Source organism: Aquimarina sediminis (assembly GCF_002895435.1).
GTDB classification, from domain to species: Bacteria; Bacteroidota; Bacteroidia; order Flavobacteriales; family Flavobacteriaceae; genus Aquimarina; species Aquimarina sediminis.
The window spans coordinates 132,633-153,037 of record NZ_POYJ01000008.1; the positions used below are offsets into that span (position 1 = coordinate 132,633).

Consider the following 20,405-nt stretch of genomic DNA (forward strand, 5'->3'; position numbering starts at 1 on the left):
ATTAAACTAATAAAGTATGAAAGTGAACTTGCAATCTGTAAATTTTAATGTAGATCAAAAGTTGGTAGATTTTACACAAAGTAAATTGGATAAATTAGAAACTCATTTTAATCGAATAATTCACGCAGATGTTTTTTTAAAAGTTATGAATACAAGTGGTAAAGAAAATAAAATTACAGAGATTTTATTAAATGTGCCAGGAAGTGAGTTTATGACCAAGAAAATTAACAAAACCTTCGAAGAAGGTGTGGATGAGTGTGTTAGTTCATTAGAAAGACAGTTAAGAAAACGTAAAGAAAAATTAAATGCACATGTTTGATTATTTTTTTTGAAAAATAGTTTTGTGAAAGGAATAAATTCTATACATTTGCAGTCCGTTAGAAATAGCGGACTTTTTTATGTTCAGAAACATAGTGAAAAGCCGATGTAGCTCAGCTGGCTAGAGCAGCTGATTTGTAATCAGCAGGTCGTGGGTTCGAGTCCCTCCATCGGCTCAAAAAAGGTTCTTTTTTAAATAAAAAAAACTTTTTTTTGATAGAGTTTTGAAATCTAAAATAAATTACTATTTTTGCGCACTCAAAATTCACACGTTCATCGTGAAATATTGAATAATCAATTGGGGAGATACTCAAGCGGCCAACGAGGGCAGACTGTAAATCTGCTGACTACGTCTTCGCAGGTTCGAATCCTGCTCTCCCCACTAAAATTAAAAATTCGGAATCATTCGAATTTAGGATTACTAAATAAAAGTAATCTTGAAAAAAGTTTTAGATATAAGTAATGTGCTTATAGTTTGATACTAAATGCGGGAGTAGCTCAGTTGGTAGAGCGTCAGCCTTCCAAGCTGAATGTCGCCGGTTCGAACCCGGTCTCCCGCTCTCAAGAAATTTCTTTACCATCATATAATGTTCTTAGAGCTTTATTTTGATTAATAAAAGAAAGCAGGGTGAAAAGCCTGTGTGAGTAGAGTCTGGTTTAACTCAGTCTCTGGTTCTGAATAAAGCAGATCTTAATTAATGGTTTAGTTAAGATTGGATTTTTTACATAAATGTAATGATTGATTAGATTTCTTTCTAAAGTTAATGAAAGTACTCTAATTTGTCATTATGTTCGTTAAAAAGCCGGTGTAGCTCAGGGGTAGAGCGTTTCCTTGGTAAGGAAGAGGTCACGAGTTCAAATCTCGTCATTGGCTCTTAGTGCAAAGCATAAATTGAACACTAATATATAACTAAGATTAAATAAATTAATTATGGCAAAGGAAACTTTTGATCGTTCCAAACCGCACTTAAATATTGGTACTATTGGACACGTAGATCACGGTAAAACAACTTTAACTGCTGCGATTACTAAGGTATTAGCAGATGCTGGTCTTTCTGAAGCGAGAGATTTTGATACTATTGATAACGCTCCTGAAGAAAAAGAAAGAGGTATTACAATTAATACATCTCACGTAGAGTACCAAACAGCTAACCGTCACTATGCACACGTTGACTGTCCTGGTCACGCGGATTATGTAAAGAACATGGTTACTGGTGCTGCTCAGATGGATGGTGCGATCTTAGTAGTTGCTGCTACTGATGGACCTATGCCACAAACTCGTGAACATATCCTTTTAGGACGTCAGGTTGGTATTCCTAGAATTGTTGTATTCCTTAATAAAGTGGATATGGTTGATGATGAGGAATTATTAGAACTAGTTGAAATGGAAGTAAGAGATCTTCTTTCTTTCTATGAGTATGATGGAGACAATGGTCCTGTTGTTGCTGGTTCTGCACTAGGAGCTCTTAATGGAGAAAAGAAATGGGTTGATACAGTATTAGAATTAATGGAAGCTGTAGATTCTTGGATCGAATTGCCTAAGCGTGATGTTGAGAAAGATTTCTTAATGCCTATTGAAGATGTATTCTCTATTACTGGTCGTGGTACTGTTGCTACTGGTCGTATAGAAACTGGTATTGCTAATACTGGAGATCCTGTAGAAATTATTGGTATGGGTGCTGAAAAGTTAACTTCTACTATTACAGGTATTGAGATGTTCCGTCAGATCCTTGATAGAGGTGAAGCTGGAGATAATGCAGGTATCCTATTAAGAGGAATTGAGAAAACTCAAATCTCTCGTGGTATGGTAATTACTAAGCCAGGTTCTGTAACTCCACACAAAAAATTCAAAGCTGAGGTGTATATCCTTAAGAAAGAAGAAGGTGGACGTCACACTCCATTCCATAATAACTACCGTCCTCAGTTCTACGTACGTACAACTGACGTAACAGGAAATATTGCTCTTCCTGACGGAGTAGAAATGGTAATGCCTGGAGATAACTTAACTATTACTGTTGAGTTGATTCAAACAATTGCAATGAATGTAGGTCTTCGTTTTGCTATCCGTGAAGGTGGTAGAACTGTAGGTGCAGGTCAAGTAACTGAAATCTTAGACTAATACATATAGTATATAAAAGTTAAGGTATTCGCTAAAACGAATACCTTGACTTATGTTACGGGTTTAGCTCAGTTGGTAGAGCACTGGTCTCCAAAACCAGGTGTCGGGAGTTCGAGTCTCTCAACCCGTGCAAGATCAATTCATACTTTTTAGTTAAAGTATGAATTGTTAAAATAAAAGGTTTTATAACGAAACAAAAGCGTTGGTTTTGTTTCGTTTAAAAAATAAAATAAGATGGCAGGATTAATAAATTATATTTCAGAATCATATAGTGAGTTGAAAAATCATGTGACTTGGACTCCTTGGGCAGAAGCACAGAGACTTACCGTGATTGTAATCGTTTTTTCGGTTATATTTTCTTTAGTTATATGGGGAATTGATACTTCATTTAGTAATCTTATAGAGTATTATTTTACTTTGGTTAAATCTTAAATTTTTAATATGGCTGAAGTTGATAACTCCAAAAAGTGGTACGTTGTAAGAGCAGTTAGTGGTCAAGAAAACAAAGTTAAGGACTATATAGAGCGAGAAATTGCGCATATGGGACTTGAAGATTATGTTTCCCAAATACTAGTGCCTACAGAAAAAGTAGTACAAATTAGAAACGGAAAGAAAATAAACAAAGAAAGAGTTTATTTTCCAGGATATGTGATGATTGAAGCTAATTTAGCTGGAGAGATACCTCATATTATTAAATCTATAAATGGAGTAATTGGATTTCTTGGCGAAGTAAAAGGAGGAGATCCTGTGCCATTAAGGAAGGCAGAAATAAATAGAATGCTAGGAAAAGTTGATGAACTAGCGGTTAAAACAGATAATGTTGCTATTCCTTACACAGTTGGTGAGACTGTAAAAGTGATTGATGGTCCATTTAATGGATTTAATGGTACTGTCGAAAAAGTTAATGAAGAGAAGCGTAAACTAGAGGTGATGGTTAAGATTTTTGGAAGAAAAACACCATTAGAATTAAGTTATATGCAAGTAGAAAAAATATAATAACTGTTACATTATAGATCCAGAATTGTTCTTTTGCTTCCACTTATAGGATAATTCTAATTTAAAATTTGAAAAATGGCTAAAGAGTTAAGTAAGGTTGTAAAATTACAAGTTCGTGGAGGTGCGGCGAACCCGTCTCCACCAGTTGGACCTGCTTTAGGTGCTGCCGGAGTTAATATCATGGAATTCTGTAAGCAATTCAATGGTAGAACACAAGATAAAGCTGGTAAAGTATTACCAGTGGTAATTAACGTGTATAAAGACAAGTCGTTTGACTTTGTTATAAAAACTCCACCAGCGGCAGTTCAGATACTGGAAGCAGCAAAACAGAAGAAAGGTTCTGGAGAGCCTAATCGTAAAAAAGTAGCAAGTGTTACTTGGGATCAAGTTCGTGCAATAGCAGAAGATAAAATGCAAGATTTAAATGCATTTACTGTAGAATCTGCTATGAAAATGATTGCTGGTACTGCTCGTTCAATGGGTGTAACTGTAAAAGGACAAGCTCCTTTTTAATCCAAAAACGTTTACAAAATGGCAAAAGTAACTAAAAAACAAAAAGAAGCAAACGCTAAAGTTGATAAGAACAAAGCGTATTCATTAGATGAAGCTTCTGTTTTAGTAAAAGAAATAACAAACGTTAATTTTGATGCTTCTGTAGATCTTGCTGTTCGTTTGAACGTAGATCCGCGTAAAGCAAATCAAATGGTACGTGGTGTGGTAACATTACCTCACGGAACAGGAAAAGATGTTAAAGTATTAGCATTGGTAACACCAGACAAAGAAGCTGAAGCAAAAGAAGCTGGAGCTGATTTCGTTGGTCTTGATGAATATCTTGATAAAATCAAAGGTGGTTGGACAGATGTTGATGTAATTATCACTATGCCTAGTGTTATGGGTAAATTAGGACCACTAGGTAGAGTATTAGGACCGCGTGGATTAATGCCTAACCCAAAAACAGGAACAGTGACTATGGATGTAGCAAAAGCTGTTTCTGATGTTAAAGCAGGTAAGATTGATTTTAAGGTAGATAAAACAGGAATTGTTCATGCTGCTATAGGTAAATCTTCTTTCGATGCAGAAAAGATAGCAGGTAATGCTAAAGAATTATTAACAACATTAGTAAAGTTAAAACCACAGACTGCAAAAGGAGTATATATTAAATCAATATATATATCATCAACAATGAGTCCTGGTGTAGAGATAGATACTAAAAACTTTGCTGGGTAATTAAGATAAACGATTATGACAAGAGAAGAAAAATCACTAGTAATTGAAGACTTAACTGCTCAGTTAGCTGAAAATGCTAATATCTATTTAACTGATATTTCAGGTTTGGATGCAGGAACAACTTCAAACTTACGTAGAGCTTGTTTTAAAGCTAATGTATCATTAAAAGTAGTTAAGAATACGCTCCTTGCAAAAGCAATGGAGAATTCTGATAAGGATTTTGAAGATTTATCAAATACATTAAAAGGTAATACTTCAATAATGTTTTCTGAAACTGGGAATGCACCAGCAAAGGTTATTAAAGAATTTCGTAAGAAATTTGAAAAACCTGTGCTTAAAGGAGCATATGTTGAGGAAACAGTATTTGTAGGTGACGAAAACCTTGAAGCTTTAGTTAATATTAAGTCTAAAGAAGAAGTTATCGGAGATATTATCGGATTGTTACAATCTCCTGCTAAGAACGTAGTATCTGCGTTAAAGTCTAGCGGAGGAAAACTAGCCGGTATCCTTAAAACATTATCCGAAAAAGAAGGATAATAATAGTAGTGTACGCACTTTTTTAACAAATTATATTTCAATTAAAAAATTATTTAAAACGATAGAAAATGGCAGATTTAAAAGATTTCGCAGAACAATTAGTTAACTTAACAGTAAAAGAAGTTAATGAGTTAGCTGATATATTAAAAGAAGAATATGGTATCGAACCTGCTGCGGCTGCAGTAGCTGTTGCTGCTGGTGGTGCTGGTGGTGGAGAAGCTGCTGAAGAAAAAACTGAATTTGATGTAATCCTTAAGGCTCCAGGTGGTGCTAAGTTAGCTGTTGTAAAACTAGTTAAAGAACTTACTGGTCTAGGTCTTAAAGATGCTAAAGGATTAGTAGATGATGCTCCTAGTGCAATCAAAGAAGGAGTAGCTAAGGATGAAGCAGAAGCTCTTAAAGCTCAATTAGAAGAGGCTGGAGCAGAGGTTGAGCTTAAGTAAGCTTGCCATATATTGACATATAGGTTTAGACCTGGAGAATATTCTCTAAGGTCTAAACCATTTTGCGTATATAAATATTTAGTATTAAAATACGCACCTTTTTTAAAAATTTTAATTTAATTCCGTCCATTGATGTTAGCAACGCAAACTGAAAGATTGAATTTCTCTTCTGTAAAGAATAGACCTGACTACCCAGATTTTCTGGATATTCAGATCAAGTCCTTTCAGGATTTCTTTCAATTAGAAACAAAATCTGAAGAAAGAGGAAACGAAGGTCTATATAATACCTTCATGGAAAACTTCCCGATTACAGACACACGTAATCAATTTGTATTAGAATTTCTAGATTATTTCGTTGACCCTCCGAGATACGATCTTCAGGAGTGTATAGAAAGAGGTCTTACTTATAGTGTCCCTTTAAAAGCACGTCTGAAACTATTTTGTACAGACCCAGAACATGAAGATTTTGAAACTATTGTTCAGGATGTTTATTTAGGTACAATCCCTTATATGACTCCTAGTGGTACGTTTTGTATCAATGGTGCAGAACGAGTTGTGGTATCTCAATTACACCGTTCACCAGGAGTATTCTTTGGACAATCATTCCATGCCAATGGAACTAAGTTATATTCTGCAAGAGTAATTCCTTTTAAGGGGTCTTGGATAGAATTTGCTACCGATATAAACAGTGTAATGTACGCTTATATCGATAGAAAGAAAAAATTACCGGTAACAACACTTTTCCGTGCAATTGGTTTTGAACGTGATAAAGATATTTTAGAAATATTTGATCTTGCAGAAGAAGTAAAAGTTTCTAAATCCGGATTGAAAAAAGTTTTAGGACGTAAATTAGCTGCTCGTGTACTAAATACATGGCACGAGGATTTTGTTGATGAAGATACAGGAGAAGTTGTTTCAATAGAGCGTAACGAGATCGTATTAGATCGTGATACGATTCTTGATAAAGATCACCTGGATGAGATTATTGACTCAGGAGCAAAAACTATTTTGTTACACAAAGAGGATAATCAAAAGGGAGATTATGCAATTATCCATAATACATTACAAAAAGACCCTACTAATTCAGAAAAAGAAGCAGTAGAACATATATACCGTCAATTACGTAATGCAGAACCGCCTGATGAAGAAACTGCAAGAGGTATTATTGATAAACTATTCTTCTCAGACCAACGATACAATTTAGGTGAAGTAGGTCGTTATAGAATGAATAAAAAGCTTGGTCTTGATATTGCAATGGATAAGCAAGTGCTTACCAAAGAAGATATTATTACCATCATAAAATATTTAATAGAATTAATTAATTCTAAAGCTGAGATCGATGATATCGATCACCTTTCTAATCGTCGAGTTAGAACCGTAGGAGAACAATTATCTCAACAGTTTGGAGTTGGTTTGGCACGTATGGCTCGTACAATTCGTGAGCGTATGAATGTAAGAGATAATGAGGTATTTACACCAATTGATTTGATCAATGCTAAAACCTTATCTTCTGTAATTAATTCATTCTTTGGAACAAACCAGTTGTCTCAATTTATGGATCAAACGAATCCATTGGCAGAGATAACACACAAGCGTAGACTTTCGGCTCTTGGACCTGGAGGTTTATCTCGTGAGCGTGCTGGTTTTGAGGTACGTGATGTTCACTATACACATTATGGACGTTTATGTCCTATTGAAACACCTGAAGGACCAAATATTGGTTTGATTTCTTCTCTAGCAGTTTTTGCTAAGGTTAATTCAATGGGATTCTTAGAAACTCCTTACCGTAAAGTAACCGATGGTAAAGTAGATGTTGAAGAATTTAGATATCTAAGTGCAGAAGAAGAAGAAGAGAAACTTATTGCACAAGCTAATATCCCTCAGACAGATGAAGGAGATATTACTGCTGATAAGGTAATTGCACGTATGGAAGGTGATTTCCCTGTGATTGATCCAACTAATGTAAATTACGCCGATGTAGCACCTAATCAGATAGCCTCTATTTCTGCATCTTTAATTCCATTCTTAGAGCATGATGATGCAAACCGTGCTTTGATGGGGTCGAATATGATGCGTCAGGCTGTACCGCTTTTAAGAGTTGATGCACCTATCGTAGGAACAGGTTTAGAGCGCCAGGTGGCTTCAGATTCTAGAGTATTGATTAACTCTGAAGGTGATGGAGTTGTAGAGTATGTAGACGCTCAAAGAATTACTATTAAGTATGATAGAACCGAAGAAGAAAGAATGGTAAGCTTCGACGGGGATTCTAAAACATATGAATTAATAAAATTCCGTAAGACCAACCAAGGTACAAATATTAACCTAAAACCTATTGTGAATGTAGGGGACAGAGTGAATAAAGGGCAGGTATTGTGTCAGGGATATGCTACAGAAAAAGGAGAACTAGCTCTTGGTAGAAACATGAAAGTAGCCTTTATGCCGTGGAAAGGGTATAACTTTGAGGATGCAATCGTGATTTCTGAAAAAGTAGTAAGAGAAGATATTTTTACTTCAATACATATCGATGAGTATTCTCTTGAAGTTAGAGATACTAAACTAGGTAACGAAGAACTTACAAACGACATTCCTAATGTTTCTGAAGAAGCAACTAAAGATCTTGATGAAAACGGAATGATACGTGTAGGTGCCGAAATCAAACCTGGCGATATCTTAATAGGTAAAATTACTCCAAAAGGAGAAAGTGATCCTACTCCTGAAGAGAAATTATTAAGAGCAATTTTTGGAGATAAAGCTGGGGATGTTAAAGATGCTTCATTAAAAGCTTCTCCTTCATTGCATGGTGTGGTAATTGATAAAAAATTATTTGCTCGTGCTATAAAGGATAAAAGAAAACGTTCTCAAGATAAAGAAGATATTGAGATTTTAGAAAGATCATACGATACAAAATTCGAATTGTTAAAATCCGATTTAGTAGATAAACTATTTGTTATCGTTGGTGGTAAAACATCTCAAGGAGTTATGAATGATTTGGGAGAAGAAATTCTTCCTAAAGGTAAAAAGTATACTCAGAAAATGCTTAATAGCGTAGATGATTATGCGCATCTTACCAAAGGAACATGGACCACTGATGATAATCTAAACAGTATGGTTGCTGACCTTATTCATAACTATAAAATTAAGGAAAATGATTTACAAGGTAATCTAAGAAGAGAGAAGTTTACGATCTCTGTAGGAGATGAGTTACCTTCAGGAATTATAAAACTTGCAAAAGTTTACATCGCTAAGAAACGTAAACTTAAGGTAGGAGATAAAATGGCAGGTCGTCACGGTAACAAAGGTATCGTTGCGCGTATTGTAAGAGAAGAAGATATGCCATTCTTGGAAGATGGAACACCAGTAGATATCGTATTGAATCCACTTGGGGTACCTTCACGTATGAATATCGGACAGATTTATGAAACCGTATTAGGTTGGGCTGGGCAAAAATTACAGAGAAAGTTTGCCACTCCAATTTTTGATGGAGCATCATTAGATCAAATTAATGAACTTACGGATGAAGCGGGTATTCCTAGATTTGGACATACTTATCTTTATGATGGAGGAACAGGAGACCGTTTCCATCAACCAGCTACAGTAGGTGTAATATACATGCTTAAGCTTGGTCACATGGTAGATGATAAGATGCACGCACGTTCTATAGGACCTTACTCGTTGATTACACAACAACCACTTGGAGGTAAGGCTCAATTTGGAGGTCAGCGTTTTGGAGAGATGGAAGTATGGGCACTTGAAGCATATGGAGCTTCAGCTACTCTACGTGAGATATTGACGGTGAAATCTGATGACGTTATTGGAAGAGCTAAAACATACGAAAGTATTGTTAAAGGAGAACCAATGCCAGAACCTGGATTACCAGAATCATTCAATGTATTAATGCATGAATTGAAAGGTCTGGGACTGGATATCAGATTAGAAGAATAATATATGTTCATTCGTACCCTTTGCCACTGCTTAGGGTACGATTAACATCATTTATTCAATTTTAAATTACAATAATTCTTAAGTAACCATATATTATGGCAAGAAATAATGATAAGAATACAGTAAAGAGGTTTAATAAAATCTCTATAGGTTTAGCTTCACCTGAGTCGATTTTAGCGGCATCTCAGGGAGAAGTGCTAAAACCCGAAACTATCAATTATCGTACTCACAAACCTGAACGTGATGGTTTGTTCTGTGAGCGTATTTTTGGACCTGTAAAGGATTTTGAATGTGCTTGTGGTAAATATAAAAGAATTCGGTACAAAGGTATTGTTTGTGATCGATGTGGGGTAGAAGTAACCGAAAAGAAAGTAAGAAGAGACCGTGTTGGTCATATTAATCTAGTTGTGCCTGTAGCACATATTTGGTATTTCCGTTCTTTACCAAATAAGATAGGATACTTGTTAGGGCTTCCATCTAAGAAATTAGATATGATTATTTACTACGAACGATATGTAGTAATTCAGCCTGGTATTGCAAAAAATGAAGAAGGAGAACCAGTACAAAAAATGGATTTCCTTACAGAAGAAGAATATCTAAATATCTTAGATAGTCTTCCTCAAGAGAATCTTTATCTAGATGATACAGATCCTAATAAATTCATCGCTAAGATGGGGGCAGAGTGTCTTATTGAGATTCTTAGAAGAATCGATCTTGATGTACTGTCATATGAGTTAAGACATAAAGCAAACAATGAAACGTCAAAACAACGAAAAACAGAAGCGTTAAAACGTCTTCAGGTTGTAGAATCTTTCAGAGATGCTAATAAAAACAGAGAAAACCACCCAGAATGGATGGTTCTTAAAGTGGTACCCGTAATTCCACCAGAATTACGTCCATTAGTTCCTCTAGATGGGGGTCGTTTTGCAACATCTGATTTGAATGATTTGTATCGTCGTGTGATTATCCGTAATAATCGTTTAAAGCGTTTGATGGAAATCAAAGCTCCGGAAGTTATTTTACGTAACGAAAAACGTATGCTTCAGGAATCTGTTGATTCATTATTCGATAATACACGTAAAGCTTCTGCTGTTAAAACAGATTCTAACAGACCTTTAAAATCTTTATCTGATTCATTAAAAGGTAAGCAAGGACGTTTTCGTCAAAACTTACTAGGTAAACGTGTGGATTATTCAGCACGTTCTGTAATTGTTGTAGGACCAGAATTGAAATTATTCGAATGTGGTCTTCCAAAAAATATGGCTGCAGAATTATACAAACCATTTGTAATCAGAAAATTGATTGAGCGTGGTATTGTAAAGACAGTAAAATCTGCAAAGAAAATTATAGATAGAAAAGAACCTGTAGTTTGGGATATCCTAGAAAATGTCTTAAAAGGACATCCAGTATTACTAAACCGTGCGCCAACACTTCACCGTTTGGGGATACAGGCATTTCAACCTAAGCTTATTGAAGGTAAAGCAATACAGCTACACCCATTAGTATGTACTGCATTTAATGCCGATTTTGATGGAGATCAAATGGCGGTTCACTTACCATTAGGACCTGAAGCAATTTTAGAATCTCAGTTATTGATGTTAGCATCGCATAACATTCTTAATCCAGCTAATGGTTCGCCAGTAACAGTACCTTCTCAGGATATGGTTCTTGGTCTATACTATATGACCAAATCACGTAGATCTACTCCAGAATTGAAAATAGAAGGTGAAGACCTTGTTTTTTATTCTCCAGAAGAAGTTGTTATAGCATATAATGAGAAACGACTTAATATTAATGCAAATATCAAAGTACGTACTAAAGATATTGAAAACGGAGAGTTAGTTACTAAAATAATTGAAACTACTGCAGGTAGAGTATTATTTAATGAAAAGGTTCCGGAAAAAGCAGGATATATTAATGAAGTATTGACGAAAAAATCACTTAGAGATATTATCGGAGGGATTTTGAAAGTGACAAGTGTTCCTGAAACTGCAGAGTTCTTAGATGAAATCAAGACTTTAGGATATAATTTTGCCTTCCAAGGTGGACTATCATTTAGTTTGGGAGATATTATTATCCCAGCAGAGAAGCACACCATGATTGCAGATGCAAACTCTCAGGTAGATAATATTGTATCTAATTATAACATGGGTCTTATTACCAATAACGAACGTTATAATCAAGTTATTGATATTTGGACTTCTACTAATGCAGAATTGACAGAATTGTCTATGAAACGTATTAGAGAAGATCAACAAGGATTTAACTCGGTATATATGATGCTTGATTCTGGTGCAAGGGGATCTAAAGAGCAGATACGACAGTTAACAGGTATGCGTGGATTGATGGCAAAACCTAAAAAAGCTAGTTCTGCTGGTGGTGAAATTATCGAAAACCCAATTCTTTCTAACTTTAAAGAAGGACTTTCGATCCTTGAATACTTTATCTCTACTCACGGTGCTCGTAAGGGTCTTGCAGATACCGCTCTTAAAACAGCAGATGCTGGATACTTAACACGTCGTTTGGTAGATGTTGCGCAAGATGTTATTGTCAATATAGAGGATTGTGGAACACTTCGTGGTGTTGAAGTAAGCCCATTAAAGAAAAATGAAGAGATTATTGAAGGACTTGCAGCTAGAATTGTTGGTAGAACAGCATTACTAGATGTTATAAATCCTTTAACACAGGAAATTCTAGTAGAGGCAGGGGTAGAAATTGATGATGTTACCGCTAAACTTATTGAAGATTCTCCTGTAGAATCAGTTGAAGTTCGTTCTGCACTTACTTGTGAAGCTAAGAAAGGAATTTGTGTAAAATGTTATGGACGTAATCTCGCAACAGGTAAAACTGTGCAACGAGGAGAGGCTGTAGGAGTTGTAGCGGCTCAATCAATTGGAGAGCCGGGTACACAGCTTACCTTACGTACATTCCACGTAGGAGGTATTGCAGGTAACATTTCTGAAGAAAATCAACTTAGATCTAAATTCCCAGGAAAAGCGGAAATAGAAGAACTTAAAACAGTAAAAGGTGAAGATAACGAAGGGAATGAGATTGATGTAGTAATTTCTCGTACTTCTGAAGTGAAGATAATCGATCCTAAAACAAAAATTGTTTTAAGTACGAACTTAATTCCTTATGGTTCTCAATTGTTTATTAAGGATGGAGATAAGATCGAAAATGATCAAGTTATCTGCCAATGGGATCCGTATAATGGGGTTATTATTTCAGAATTTGCTGGTAAAGTTAAATATGAAAATATAGAGCAAGGTGCTACTTATCAGGTAGAAATTGATGAGCAAACTGGTTTCCAGGAAAAAGTAATATCTGAATCTAGAGATAAGAAAAAGATTCCTACATTACATGTATTAGGAAAAGGAGATGAAGTACTACGTTCTTATAACTTACCGGTAGGAGCTCACCTTATGGTGGATGATAGCGATAAGATTGGAGTAGGTAAAATTCTTGTGAAAATACCACGTAAATCTGCTAAAGCAGGAGATATTACAGGGGGTCTTCCTAGAGTAACTGAATTATTCGAAGCGCGTAATCCATCTAACCCAGCTGTTGTAAGTGAGATAGATGGTGTAGTATCTTTCGGAAAAATTAAGCGTGGTAATAGAGAAATTATAGTAGAATCTAGAATAGGTGAAATTAAAAAGTATCTAGTTAAACTTTCTAATCAAATACTTGTTCAGGAGAATGATTATGTTCGTGCCGGAATGCCATTATCAGATGGATCTACTACACCAGAAGATATCCTTAAGATTAAAGGACCTTCAGCTGTACAACAGTATTTGGTTAATGAAGTACAAGAAGTATATCGATTACAAGGTGTGAAGATAAACGATAAACACTTTGAGGTAGTAGTACGCCAAATGATGCGTAAAGTGAGAATTCAGGATCCAGGAGATACTATTTTCTTAGAAAATCAATTAGTTCATAAATCTGATTTCATTGAAGAGAATGATGAGATTTTTGGAATGAAGGTTGTCGAAGATGCTGGTGATAGTGCAAATCTTAAAGCAGGACAGATAATTTCTCCTCGTGATTTAAGAGATGAAAATTCTTCTTTACGTAGAGATGATAAAAATTTAGTTGTTGCAAGAGATGTTTCTCCAGCTACGGCGACTCCAATACTACAAGGTATTACCAGAGCTTCGCTGCAAACTAAGTCATTTATCTCTGCTGCTTCATTCCAGGAAACAACAAAAGTATTAAACGAAGCTGCTGTAAGTGGTAAGATTGATACACTAGAGGGTCTTAAAGAGAATGTAATTGTTGGTCATAGAATACCAGCAGGAACAGGAATGAGAGATTACGAAAGTATCATTGTTGGTTCAAATGAAGAGTTTGAAGAACGAATGGAACAAAGACAAGAAGTTAATTATAACTAAAATAAAAGCCTGCCTCTCTAGGCAGGCTTTCTTTTTTGATACAAAAAGGAATTAAAATATATTTGATATGGCAGATAATAAAAATCAAAAACAAAATCAATTAAATATTGAAATTGATGAAACCGTAGCAGATGGAACATATAGCAATCTTGCTATTATTAACCACTCGGTTTCTGAATTTGTAGTTGATTTTGTGAATATTATGCCTGGAAGACCCAAAAGTAAGGTGAAGAGTAGGATTATTTTAACTCCTCAGCATGCCAAAAGGTTATTAAAAGCTCTTGCCGATAATGTGAATAGATTTGAATCTGCCCATGGAGAGATAAAAGACTATGAGCAGGCACCAATACCTATGAATTTTGGACCTACGGGAGAAGCTTAATAAAACGAAAGTTATAAAAAATATTAAAAAGCCTTCTTTGATAACTTATCAAAGAAGGCTTTTTAATATTTTTTAGTGTTTTTACTCTAAAATTCTGATGTAAAATGAAACTGAATTGAAGGGTATTTTTGCTGAGTCATTTGAAGACTGAAGGAAGAGTCTGCAAAAAAGACTAATTGACCTTGTTTATCTTTTGCAAGAAATTTACTTTTTACTCGCTTAAAATCTTTAAACTCATCATTGTCTTCATCTTCAGCTTCAATCCAGCAAGCTTTATGAACATTTAGATTTTCATAGGTGCATTTTGCTCCATATTCGTGCTCTAACCTATATTGAATAACTTCATATTGGAGAGCACCGACCGTACCAATCACTTTTCGTCCATTTAGTTCCAAAGTAAAAAGCTGAGCAACTCCTTCATCCATTAGTTGATCAATACCTTTAGCTAGTTGCTTAGACTTCAAAGGATCGGCATTGTTGATATATCTAAAATGTTCTGGAGAAAAGCTCGGAATTCCCTTATAATGAAGTATTTCTCCCTTGGTAAGAGTATCTCCTATTTTAAAATTTCCTGTATCATGCAAGCCTACGATATCTCCAGGATATGATATGTCTACAATCTCCTTTTTCTCAGCAAAAAAAGCATTGGGGCTTGAAAATTTAAACTTTTTATTATGCCTAGTATGTAGATAGGGCACATTTCTTTCAAAGGTTCCCGATACTATTTTAATAAATGCTAATCGATCTCTATGTTTTGGATCCATGTTTGCATGAATTTTAAAGACGAATCCGGTAAAATCTTTTTCCTCAGGTTTGACTAACCTAATATCACTTTCTTTAGGTCTGGGAGTAGGAGCAATGGAAATAAAACAATCGAGTAATTCTCTAACTCCAAAGTTGTTTAGTGCAGAACCAAAGAATACAGGTTGTAGTGTGCCTTCTTGGTAAGATTCTCTATCAAATTGAGGATATATACCTTCAACCAATTCTAATTCTTCACGCAATGTGTCTGCCGCCGTATCTCCTATAGTATCATTGAGATCCTGAGAAGATAAATCTGAAATTTTAATAGTCTCCTCGATATTTTTTCTACTATCCCCACTAAAAAGATTGATGTTTTTCTCCCAGATATTATATATTCCTTTAAAATCGTATCCCATCCCGATAGGAAAACTTAAAGGAGTTACAGTAAGACCTAATTTTTGTTCAATTTCATCCAGAAGTTCAAAAGCATCTTTCCCTTCTCTATCTAATTTATTGATAAAAACAATCATCGGAATATTTCTCATCCGACATACAGACACTAATTTTTCGGTTTGTTCCTCAACACCTTTTGCTACGTCAATAACTACGATAACACTATCGACAGCAGTAAGTGTTCTAAAGGTGTCTTCAGCAAAATCTTTATGACCAGGCGTGTCGAGAATATTTATCTTTATGTCCTTGTATTCAAAAGCAAGAACAGAGGTAGCCACAGATATACCACGTTGACGCTCGATTTCCATAAAGTCACTGGTAGCTCCTTTTTTAATTTTATTAGACTTTACTGCACCAGCCTCTTGGATTGCACCACCAAAAAGTAATAATTTTTCTGTCAATGTAGTCTTACCTGCATCGGGATGAGAGATGATCCCAAAGGTTCTTCGTCTCCCAATTTCATCTATGAATTTCATCTTCGTTTGTTTATTGTTCTAAATCTGAAAATGTTGTAATTAGAATTTCTATTCTGTATTAGAGCAAAATTTAATATAGCATCTTCAAGTTCTCATTAAGGTGCTTTAAAGAATATCTTAATAATATTATAAAAACCAATAACCTGTTTTGTGTTAGATCTAATGAGGATGCAAATATAGTACTAAAATGAACAATACGACTTATTCATCGGATGTTGTAAAATACTTCCCTATTCTAGTGCAAAAATGCAATCTAGTCAAAAGGATACTAAATATACGAAGTGTTCTAAATATCAAAACTTTGGCGTTTTTTTTTCGTAAGAAATGGATGCTTGCTGAGTAATTATACTTGTCTTTATCGATTATTTGAGTTTCTTATCGAAAAAATATAATTTTTAAAAAAAAAATAAAGAAAAATGTAAATCTATCATCATATTTGCAATAAATATTAATGTGGTATTACCTTACTTTTAGTGAGGTTTTTTTGAATACAAGAATTTGTAGAAACTAATTGCCCCCTCTGGTTTTTACTTTACAATACAAATACATTGTCAAAATGAAAAAAAATACATCATTACAATTTTGGTGGGGGCAAAACAAGGATATACAATTAGATACCTTTGTTTTTTCTCTTTTAGTTTTTCTTTCTAAAGAAAAAACTAGACCAAGTAAATCTCTTTTCGATTACAAAAAGTATTTTTTTGAATGTGTTGGCAATGCAATTGGGTTAACACTCTACAAATCTATTGCTCTCTATTTTGAGCATAGATACGACACTTTAGAATATTGCCTTGATGTAAAGGATAATCCAAATAATGTTAATCGATTAGTATATTGCGTATGTTAGATTTTACTCAGTTTTTGCAAAGAAAATTTAAGTTACTTTTTAGAATTGTAGCTTTTGTTGTTTTAATTTTTTCTAATAGTGGATTTGCTCAAAATATATTAACAAACCCTGGTCTTGATGTCGCTGGTGTTGACTGTACCTCAGATAATGCTGCATTTGATGTAGTGCCAGATGGTTGGACCGGAATGGGTACTCCTGATAGATCTACAGAAACACAGAGAGCTTGGTATATTGTAAATGAACCCAGAACTGCTTCTCCTGATGGTGGTTGTTATGTTGGAGTTAGGATGTTTGGAGCAATTCAAGAAGGAATAAGCCAAAATGTTACATTGGTGGGGGGGGAGTTGTATTCATTCTCTTTTGACTATCTTATAGAAACAAGACCTGGACATGCTGCATGCGTACCCCAATTAGAAGTTAGATTAGATGGGACATTAACAGCTACCGTTCCTACGACTACCGTTGAGGATGTTTGGAGTAGACCTACAGTTACATTCACAGCTCCTTCGAGTGGTGTTTTCTCATTTCAGGTAATGGCAACAGGGACTTGCCAGGGTACCTGGAATTTTATAGATGATTTAGTTTTACAGATTGTTGATCCCGATACCGATGGTGATGGTAATCCTGATGTAAGTGATCCTAACCCATTAGTTGCTACTGCAGTAGATGATACCGCTACAGGAACAGTTGGTGTTAGTGAAAGTATTGATATTTTAGGAAATGATGATTATTTGGATAATAGTGATGCTGCCAACTTGGGCACAACCAGTATATCTCAGGTTGGAGGTACTGCTGGAGGTACTGTGACCTTTGATGCGTCAACTGGAGAGATGGGATACACTCCTGCTATTGGAGAAGAAGGTAGTTCTGTTACAATAATTTATAGCGTGTGTAATGATGAGAGTGGGGTATTGGTTTGTGATGATGCTACAGTTACGGTTACAGTAGCAAGTATTATTGTAGCTAATGATGACAGTGTTAGTATAGATGGTAATGTAGGAGGTAACTCAGTTAATATTGTAGATGATAATGATACATTAGATAGTAACCCTGTAAATTTGGGAGTAGATGTAACGATTACGAGTGTTACAGATCCAAATCCAGGGGATGGTGTTAGCTTAGATGCTTTTACAGGAGAAGTGTTGGTGTTACCAAATACCCCTCCGGGAGAATATACAATAGATTATACATTGTGTAGTACAGCAACGCCAATAGTTTGTGATAATGCTACCGTAACAATAACAGTAACAGGAGTTATTGTTGCAAATGATGACAGTGTAAGTGTTGATGGTAATATAGGAGGAAACTCTATTAATGTTGTGGATGATAATGATACGCTAAATGCTAATATGGTAAGTTTAGGGACAGATGTAACAGTTACTACATTTACAGATCCTATCCCTACAGATGGTGTTACTTTTGATCCAGTAACCGGTCAGGTATCGGTTGCTCCTAATACTCCTCCAGGAGATTATACAATAGATTATACTTTATGCAGTGTGGCTACGCCTGTTGTTTGTGATAATGCGACTATAGTAATAACAGTGACAGGAACTATAATTGCCAATGATGATAGTGTAAGTATAGATGGTACTGTAGGAGGTACTTCTATAAATATTGTTAATGATAATGATGTATTAAATAATAATGCTGCAAGCTTAGGGACTGATGTTACCATTACTGCTATTGCAGACCCTGATTTGGGAGATGGAGTTAGCTTGGATATGATTACAGGAGAAATATCTGTTGCGCCAAATACACCTCCGGGAGAGTATTCAATAACATATACGTTATGTAGTGTTGCGACTCCTGTGGTTTGCGATGATGCGGTTATAATAATTACTGTTAATGCTATTCCAAATGCTACAGTTGTTGGACATGTTTATAATGATTTAAACGGTAATGGAATACAAGGTATTAATGAGCCGGACCTGGAAGGGATTACTATTGTTATTACAGACGTGAATGGTGTAGAGCAAACAGTAGCTACAAATGCAGATGGTGATTACTTGGCTAATGTGCCTGAAGGTATAACCATAGTGGATATAGATAATACAACATTGCCAGTAGGTAGCTTTCAAACAGAGGGAACAGATCCAACAACAGTAACAGTTGTGGGTACTACTACTGAAGAGAATAATGGATTTGTTAGTATTGGTGATGTTGATGATGAAATTAGAGTGTATAATGGAATTAGCCCTAATGGAGATGGTATCAATGACCAATTCAGAATTGTAGGCTTAGAAAATTTTCCTGATAACACCTTAGAAATATTTAACCGATGGGGGGTAAAAGTTTTTGAAAGAGATGGATATGAACAACCAGGAGTGGCATATTTTGAAGGTATAAGTGAAGGAAGACAAACTATCAAAGAGAATGATGGGTTACCTGTAGGAACATATTATTATGTATTGAAATATCAAAACGCAAGCAATACTAGTAAGTCAAAGGCTGGTTACTTGTATTTAAATAAATAAATGTATTCGGAATATTATATATTTGTTATTCCCTAATCGAATTAAAACACTTATGAATAAATTATTATTAATTTTTATGCTCGTAGTTATTAGTATGACTACGTCCTCTATAAGTGCTCAGCAAGATGCACAGTATACTCAATATATGTACAACACTGTAAGTATTAACCCAGCATATGCAGGTAGTCGAGGGGTGCTTAGTGTTATGGGACTTCATCGTAGCCAATGGGTAGGATTAGATGGAGCTCCTAAAACTCAAACCATAACCCTTAATACACCTATTGGAGGTAGTGAGCGTATTGGTTTGGGATTGTCAATTGTAAATGATGAAATTGGTCCTACTGATGAAACTTATTTTGATATAGATTTTTCATATACGATACCAACTTCAGAATATGGGAAATTAAGTTTAGGACTAAAAGCAGGAGGACACTTGTTGAATGTAGATTTTCAAAAGTTAACTCAATTTAATAGTAATGATGCTTTGTTTGAAAACAATATTGATAATAAATTTAGCCCTAATGTTGGAGTAGGAATATATTATCATACAAATCGATTTTATGTCGGCTTAAGTGCTCCTAATCTTTTGGAAACAGATCATTTTGATGAAAGCACGACCAGTAATAGTAGTACGGCAGTTAGTTTTTTGGCAGAAGAACGTGTTAATTATTATCTGATTGCTGGGCATGTATTTGATTTAAGTGACGATGTAAAATTTAAGCCAGCCGTTTTAAGTAAGCTTGTTTTTGGAGCACCTTTGCAAGTAGATCTTTCTGCTAATTTTTTGTTGTATGATCGTTTAACTCTTGGAGCCGCATATAGATGGAGTGCAGCTGTAAGTGCAATGGCAGGCTTTCAGATATCCGATTCTTTAATGATAGGTTTTGCTTATGATAGAGAGACAACAGAATTAGGGCAAACACAATTTAATGATGGGAGTTACGAAGTTATGTTACGATTCGAACTCTTTAAGAAATACAATAGAATGTTAACACCACGTTTCTTTTAATTAAACTTTAAACAATATTACACAAAATTATGGGGCGGTAT

General features: G+C 35.1%; 15 protein-coding genes and 5 tRNA genes. 19 read left to right on the top strand and 1 reads right to left on the bottom strand.

The window, feature by feature from the left end; all coding sequences use genetic code 11:
- Positions 1-16 precede the first annotated feature (16 nt).
- The 16 genes from hpf (at position 17) to C1X07_RS16955 (ending at position 14,358) form a co-directional block, all read left to right on the top strand.
- A complete protein-coding gene (gene hpf, locus C1X07_RS16880) occupies positions 17-319 on the top strand; it encodes a ribosome hibernation-promoting factor, HPF/YfiA family (protein ID WP_103071210.1) in 303 nt (100 codons plus the stop codon).
- A 101-nt stretch (positions 320-420) separates the two neighbouring features.
- Positions 421-494: transfer RNA gene (locus tag C1X07_RS16885), tRNA-Thr, on the top strand.
- Between the two features lie 124 nt (positions 495-618).
- Positions 619-700: transfer RNA gene (locus C1X07_RS16890), tRNA-Tyr, on the top strand.
- Between the two features lie 105 nt (positions 701-805).
- Positions 806-878, top strand: a tRNA-Gly gene (locus C1X07_RS16895).
- A 242-nt stretch (positions 879-1,120) separates the two neighbouring features.
- A tRNA-Thr gene (locus tag C1X07_RS16900) sits at positions 1,121-1,192 on the top strand.
- Positions 1,193-1,249: 57 nt separating this feature from the next.
- On the top strand, positions 1,250-2,437 hold the full coding sequence (gene tuf / locus C1X07_RS16905; RefSeq protein WP_103071211.1) for an elongation factor Tu: 1,188 nt from the start codon (positions 1,250-1,252) through the stop codon (positions 2,435-2,437).
- A 57-nt stretch (positions 2,438-2,494) separates the two neighbouring features.
- Positions 2,495-2,567: transfer RNA gene (locus C1X07_RS16910), tRNA-Trp, on the top strand.
- A 104-nt stretch (positions 2,568-2,671) separates the two neighbouring features.
- Complete coding sequence (gene secE, locus C1X07_RS16915; protein WP_103071212.1) at positions 2,672-2,869, top strand: preprotein translocase subunit SecE; 198 nt, start codon at positions 2,672-2,674, stop codon at positions 2,867-2,869.
- 9 nt (positions 2,870-2,878) lie between these two features.
- Positions 2,879-3,433 carry a transcription termination/antitermination protein NusG gene (gene nusG / locus C1X07_RS16920; protein WP_103071213.1) on the top strand — a complete coding sequence of 185 codons (555 nt, stop codon included), beginning with the start codon at positions 2,879-2,881 and terminating at the stop codon, positions 3,431-3,433.
- A gap of 75 nt (positions 3,434-3,508) precedes the next feature.
- A complete protein-coding gene (rplK, locus tag C1X07_RS16925) occupies positions 3,509-3,946 on the top strand; it encodes a 50S ribosomal protein L11 (protein WP_103071214.1) in 438 nt (145 codons plus the stop codon).
- Positions 3,947-3,964: 18 nt separating this feature from the next.
- Positions 3,965-4,660 (top strand): 50S ribosomal protein L1, encoded by a 696-nt coding sequence (rplA, locus tag C1X07_RS16930; protein ID WP_103071215.1) that lies wholly within the window; start codon positions 3,965-3,967, stop codon positions 4,658-4,660.
- A gap of 15 nt (positions 4,661-4,675) precedes the next feature.
- Entirely contained in the window at positions 4,676-5,197 is a 522-nt protein-coding gene (gene rplJ, locus C1X07_RS16935) for a 50S ribosomal protein L10 (RefSeq protein WP_103071216.1), read from the top strand.
- 68 nt (positions 5,198-5,265) lie between these two features.
- Positions 5,266-5,640, top strand: coding sequence for a 50S ribosomal protein L7/L12 (rplL, locus tag C1X07_RS16940; protein WP_103071217.1), 375 nt, complete (start codon positions 5,266-5,268; stop codon positions 5,638-5,640).
- Positions 5,641-5,772: 132 nt separating this feature from the next.
- Positions 5,773-9,582: a DNA-directed RNA polymerase subunit beta gene (rpoB, locus tag C1X07_RS16945; RefSeq protein WP_103071218.1), complete on the top strand. Its 3,810-nt coding sequence runs from the start codon at positions 5,773-5,775 to the stop codon at positions 9,580-9,582.
- 95 nt (positions 9,583-9,677) lie between these two features.
- Positions 9,678-13,976 (top strand): DNA-directed RNA polymerase subunit beta', encoded by a 4,299-nt coding sequence (gene rpoC / locus C1X07_RS16950; RefSeq protein ID WP_103071219.1) that lies wholly within the window; start codon positions 9,678-9,680, stop codon positions 13,974-13,976.
- A gap of 67 nt (positions 13,977-14,043) precedes the next feature.
- The gene (locus C1X07_RS16955) at positions 14,044-14,358 is read left to right on the top strand and encodes a DUF3467 domain-containing protein (RefSeq protein ID WP_103071220.1); all 315 of its coding nucleotides are present in this window, start codon (positions 14,044-14,046) and stop codon (positions 14,356-14,358) included.
- Between the two features lie 86 nt (positions 14,359-14,444).
- Here the strand turns inward: C1X07_RS16955 and C1X07_RS16960 are convergent, their stop codons facing one another.
- Complete coding sequence (locus C1X07_RS16960; protein WP_103071221.1) at positions 14,445-16,031, bottom strand: peptide chain release factor 3; 1,587 nt, start codon at positions 16,029-16,031, stop codon at positions 14,445-14,447.
- A gap of 556 nt (positions 16,032-16,587) precedes the next feature.
- Here C1X07_RS16960 and C1X07_RS16965 point away from each other — a divergent pair.
- The 3 genes from C1X07_RS16965 to C1X07_RS16975 are packed head-to-tail and all read left to right on the top strand — an operon-like array spanning position 16,588 to position 20,364.
- Complete coding sequence (locus C1X07_RS16965) at positions 16,588-16,878, top strand: hypothetical protein (RefSeq protein WP_103071222.1); 291 nt, start codon at positions 16,588-16,590, stop codon at positions 16,876-16,878.
- A complete protein-coding gene (locus C1X07_RS16970; RefSeq protein WP_103071223.1) occupies positions 16,872-19,355 on the top strand; it encodes a T9SS type B sorting domain-containing protein in 2,484 nt (827 codons plus the stop codon). The genes C1X07_RS16965 and C1X07_RS16970 overlap by 7 nt, the downstream gene beginning before the upstream one ends.
- 52 nt (positions 19,356-19,407) lie before the next feature.
- Positions 19,408-20,364 (top strand): PorP/SprF family type IX secretion system membrane protein, encoded by a 957-nt coding sequence (locus C1X07_RS16975; RefSeq protein WP_103071224.1) that lies wholly within the window; start codon positions 19,408-19,410, stop codon positions 20,362-20,364.
- The last annotated feature ends 41 nt before the right edge of the window (positions 20,365-20,405 follow it).

Coding starts and splice junctions, on each gene's coding strand:
- hpf (WP_103071210.1), top strand. CDS start 17: ATGAAAGTGAACTTGCAATCTGTAAATTTTAATGTAGATCAAAAGTTG.
- tuf (WP_103071211.1), top strand. CDS start 1,250: ATGGCAAAGGAAACTTTTGATCGTTCCAAACCGCACTTAAATATTGGT.
- secE (WP_103071212.1), top strand. CDS start 2,672: ATGGCAGGATTAATAAATTATATTTCAGAATCATATAGTGAGTTGAAA.
- nusG (WP_103071213.1), top strand. CDS start 2,879: ATGGCTGAAGTTGATAACTCCAAAAAGTGGTACGTTGTAAGAGCAGTT.
- rplK (WP_103071214.1), top strand. CDS start 3,509: ATGGCTAAAGAGTTAAGTAAGGTTGTAAAATTACAAGTTCGTGGAGGT.
- rplA (WP_103071215.1), top strand. CDS start 3,965: ATGGCAAAAGTAACTAAAAAACAAAAAGAAGCAAACGCTAAAGTTGAT.
- rplJ (WP_103071216.1), top strand. CDS start 4,676: ATGACAAGAGAAGAAAAATCACTAGTAATTGAAGACTTAACTGCTCAG.
- rplL (WP_103071217.1), top strand. CDS start 5,266: ATGGCAGATTTAAAAGATTTCGCAGAACAATTAGTTAACTTAACAGTA.
- rpoB (WP_103071218.1), top strand. CDS start 5,773: ATGTTAGCAACGCAAACTGAAAGATTGAATTTCTCTTCTGTAAAGAAT.
- rpoC (WP_103071219.1), top strand. CDS start 9,678: ATGGCAAGAAATAATGATAAGAATACAGTAAAGAGGTTTAATAAAATC.
- C1X07_RS16955 (WP_103071220.1), top strand. CDS start 14,044: ATGGCAGATAATAAAAATCAAAAACAAAATCAATTAAATATTGAAATT.
- C1X07_RS16960 (WP_103071221.1), bottom strand. CDS start 16,031: ATGAAATTCATAGATGAAATTGGGAGACGAAGAACCTTTGGGATCATC.
- C1X07_RS16965 (WP_103071222.1), top strand. CDS start 16,588: ATGAAAAAAAATACATCATTACAATTTTGGTGGGGGCAAAACAAGGAT.
- C1X07_RS16970 (WP_103071223.1), top strand. CDS start 16,872: ATGTTAGATTTTACTCAGTTTTTGCAAAGAAAATTTAAGTTACTTTTT.
- C1X07_RS16975 (WP_103071224.1), top strand. CDS start 19,408: ATGAATAAATTATTATTAATTTTTATGCTCGTAGTTATTAGTATGACT.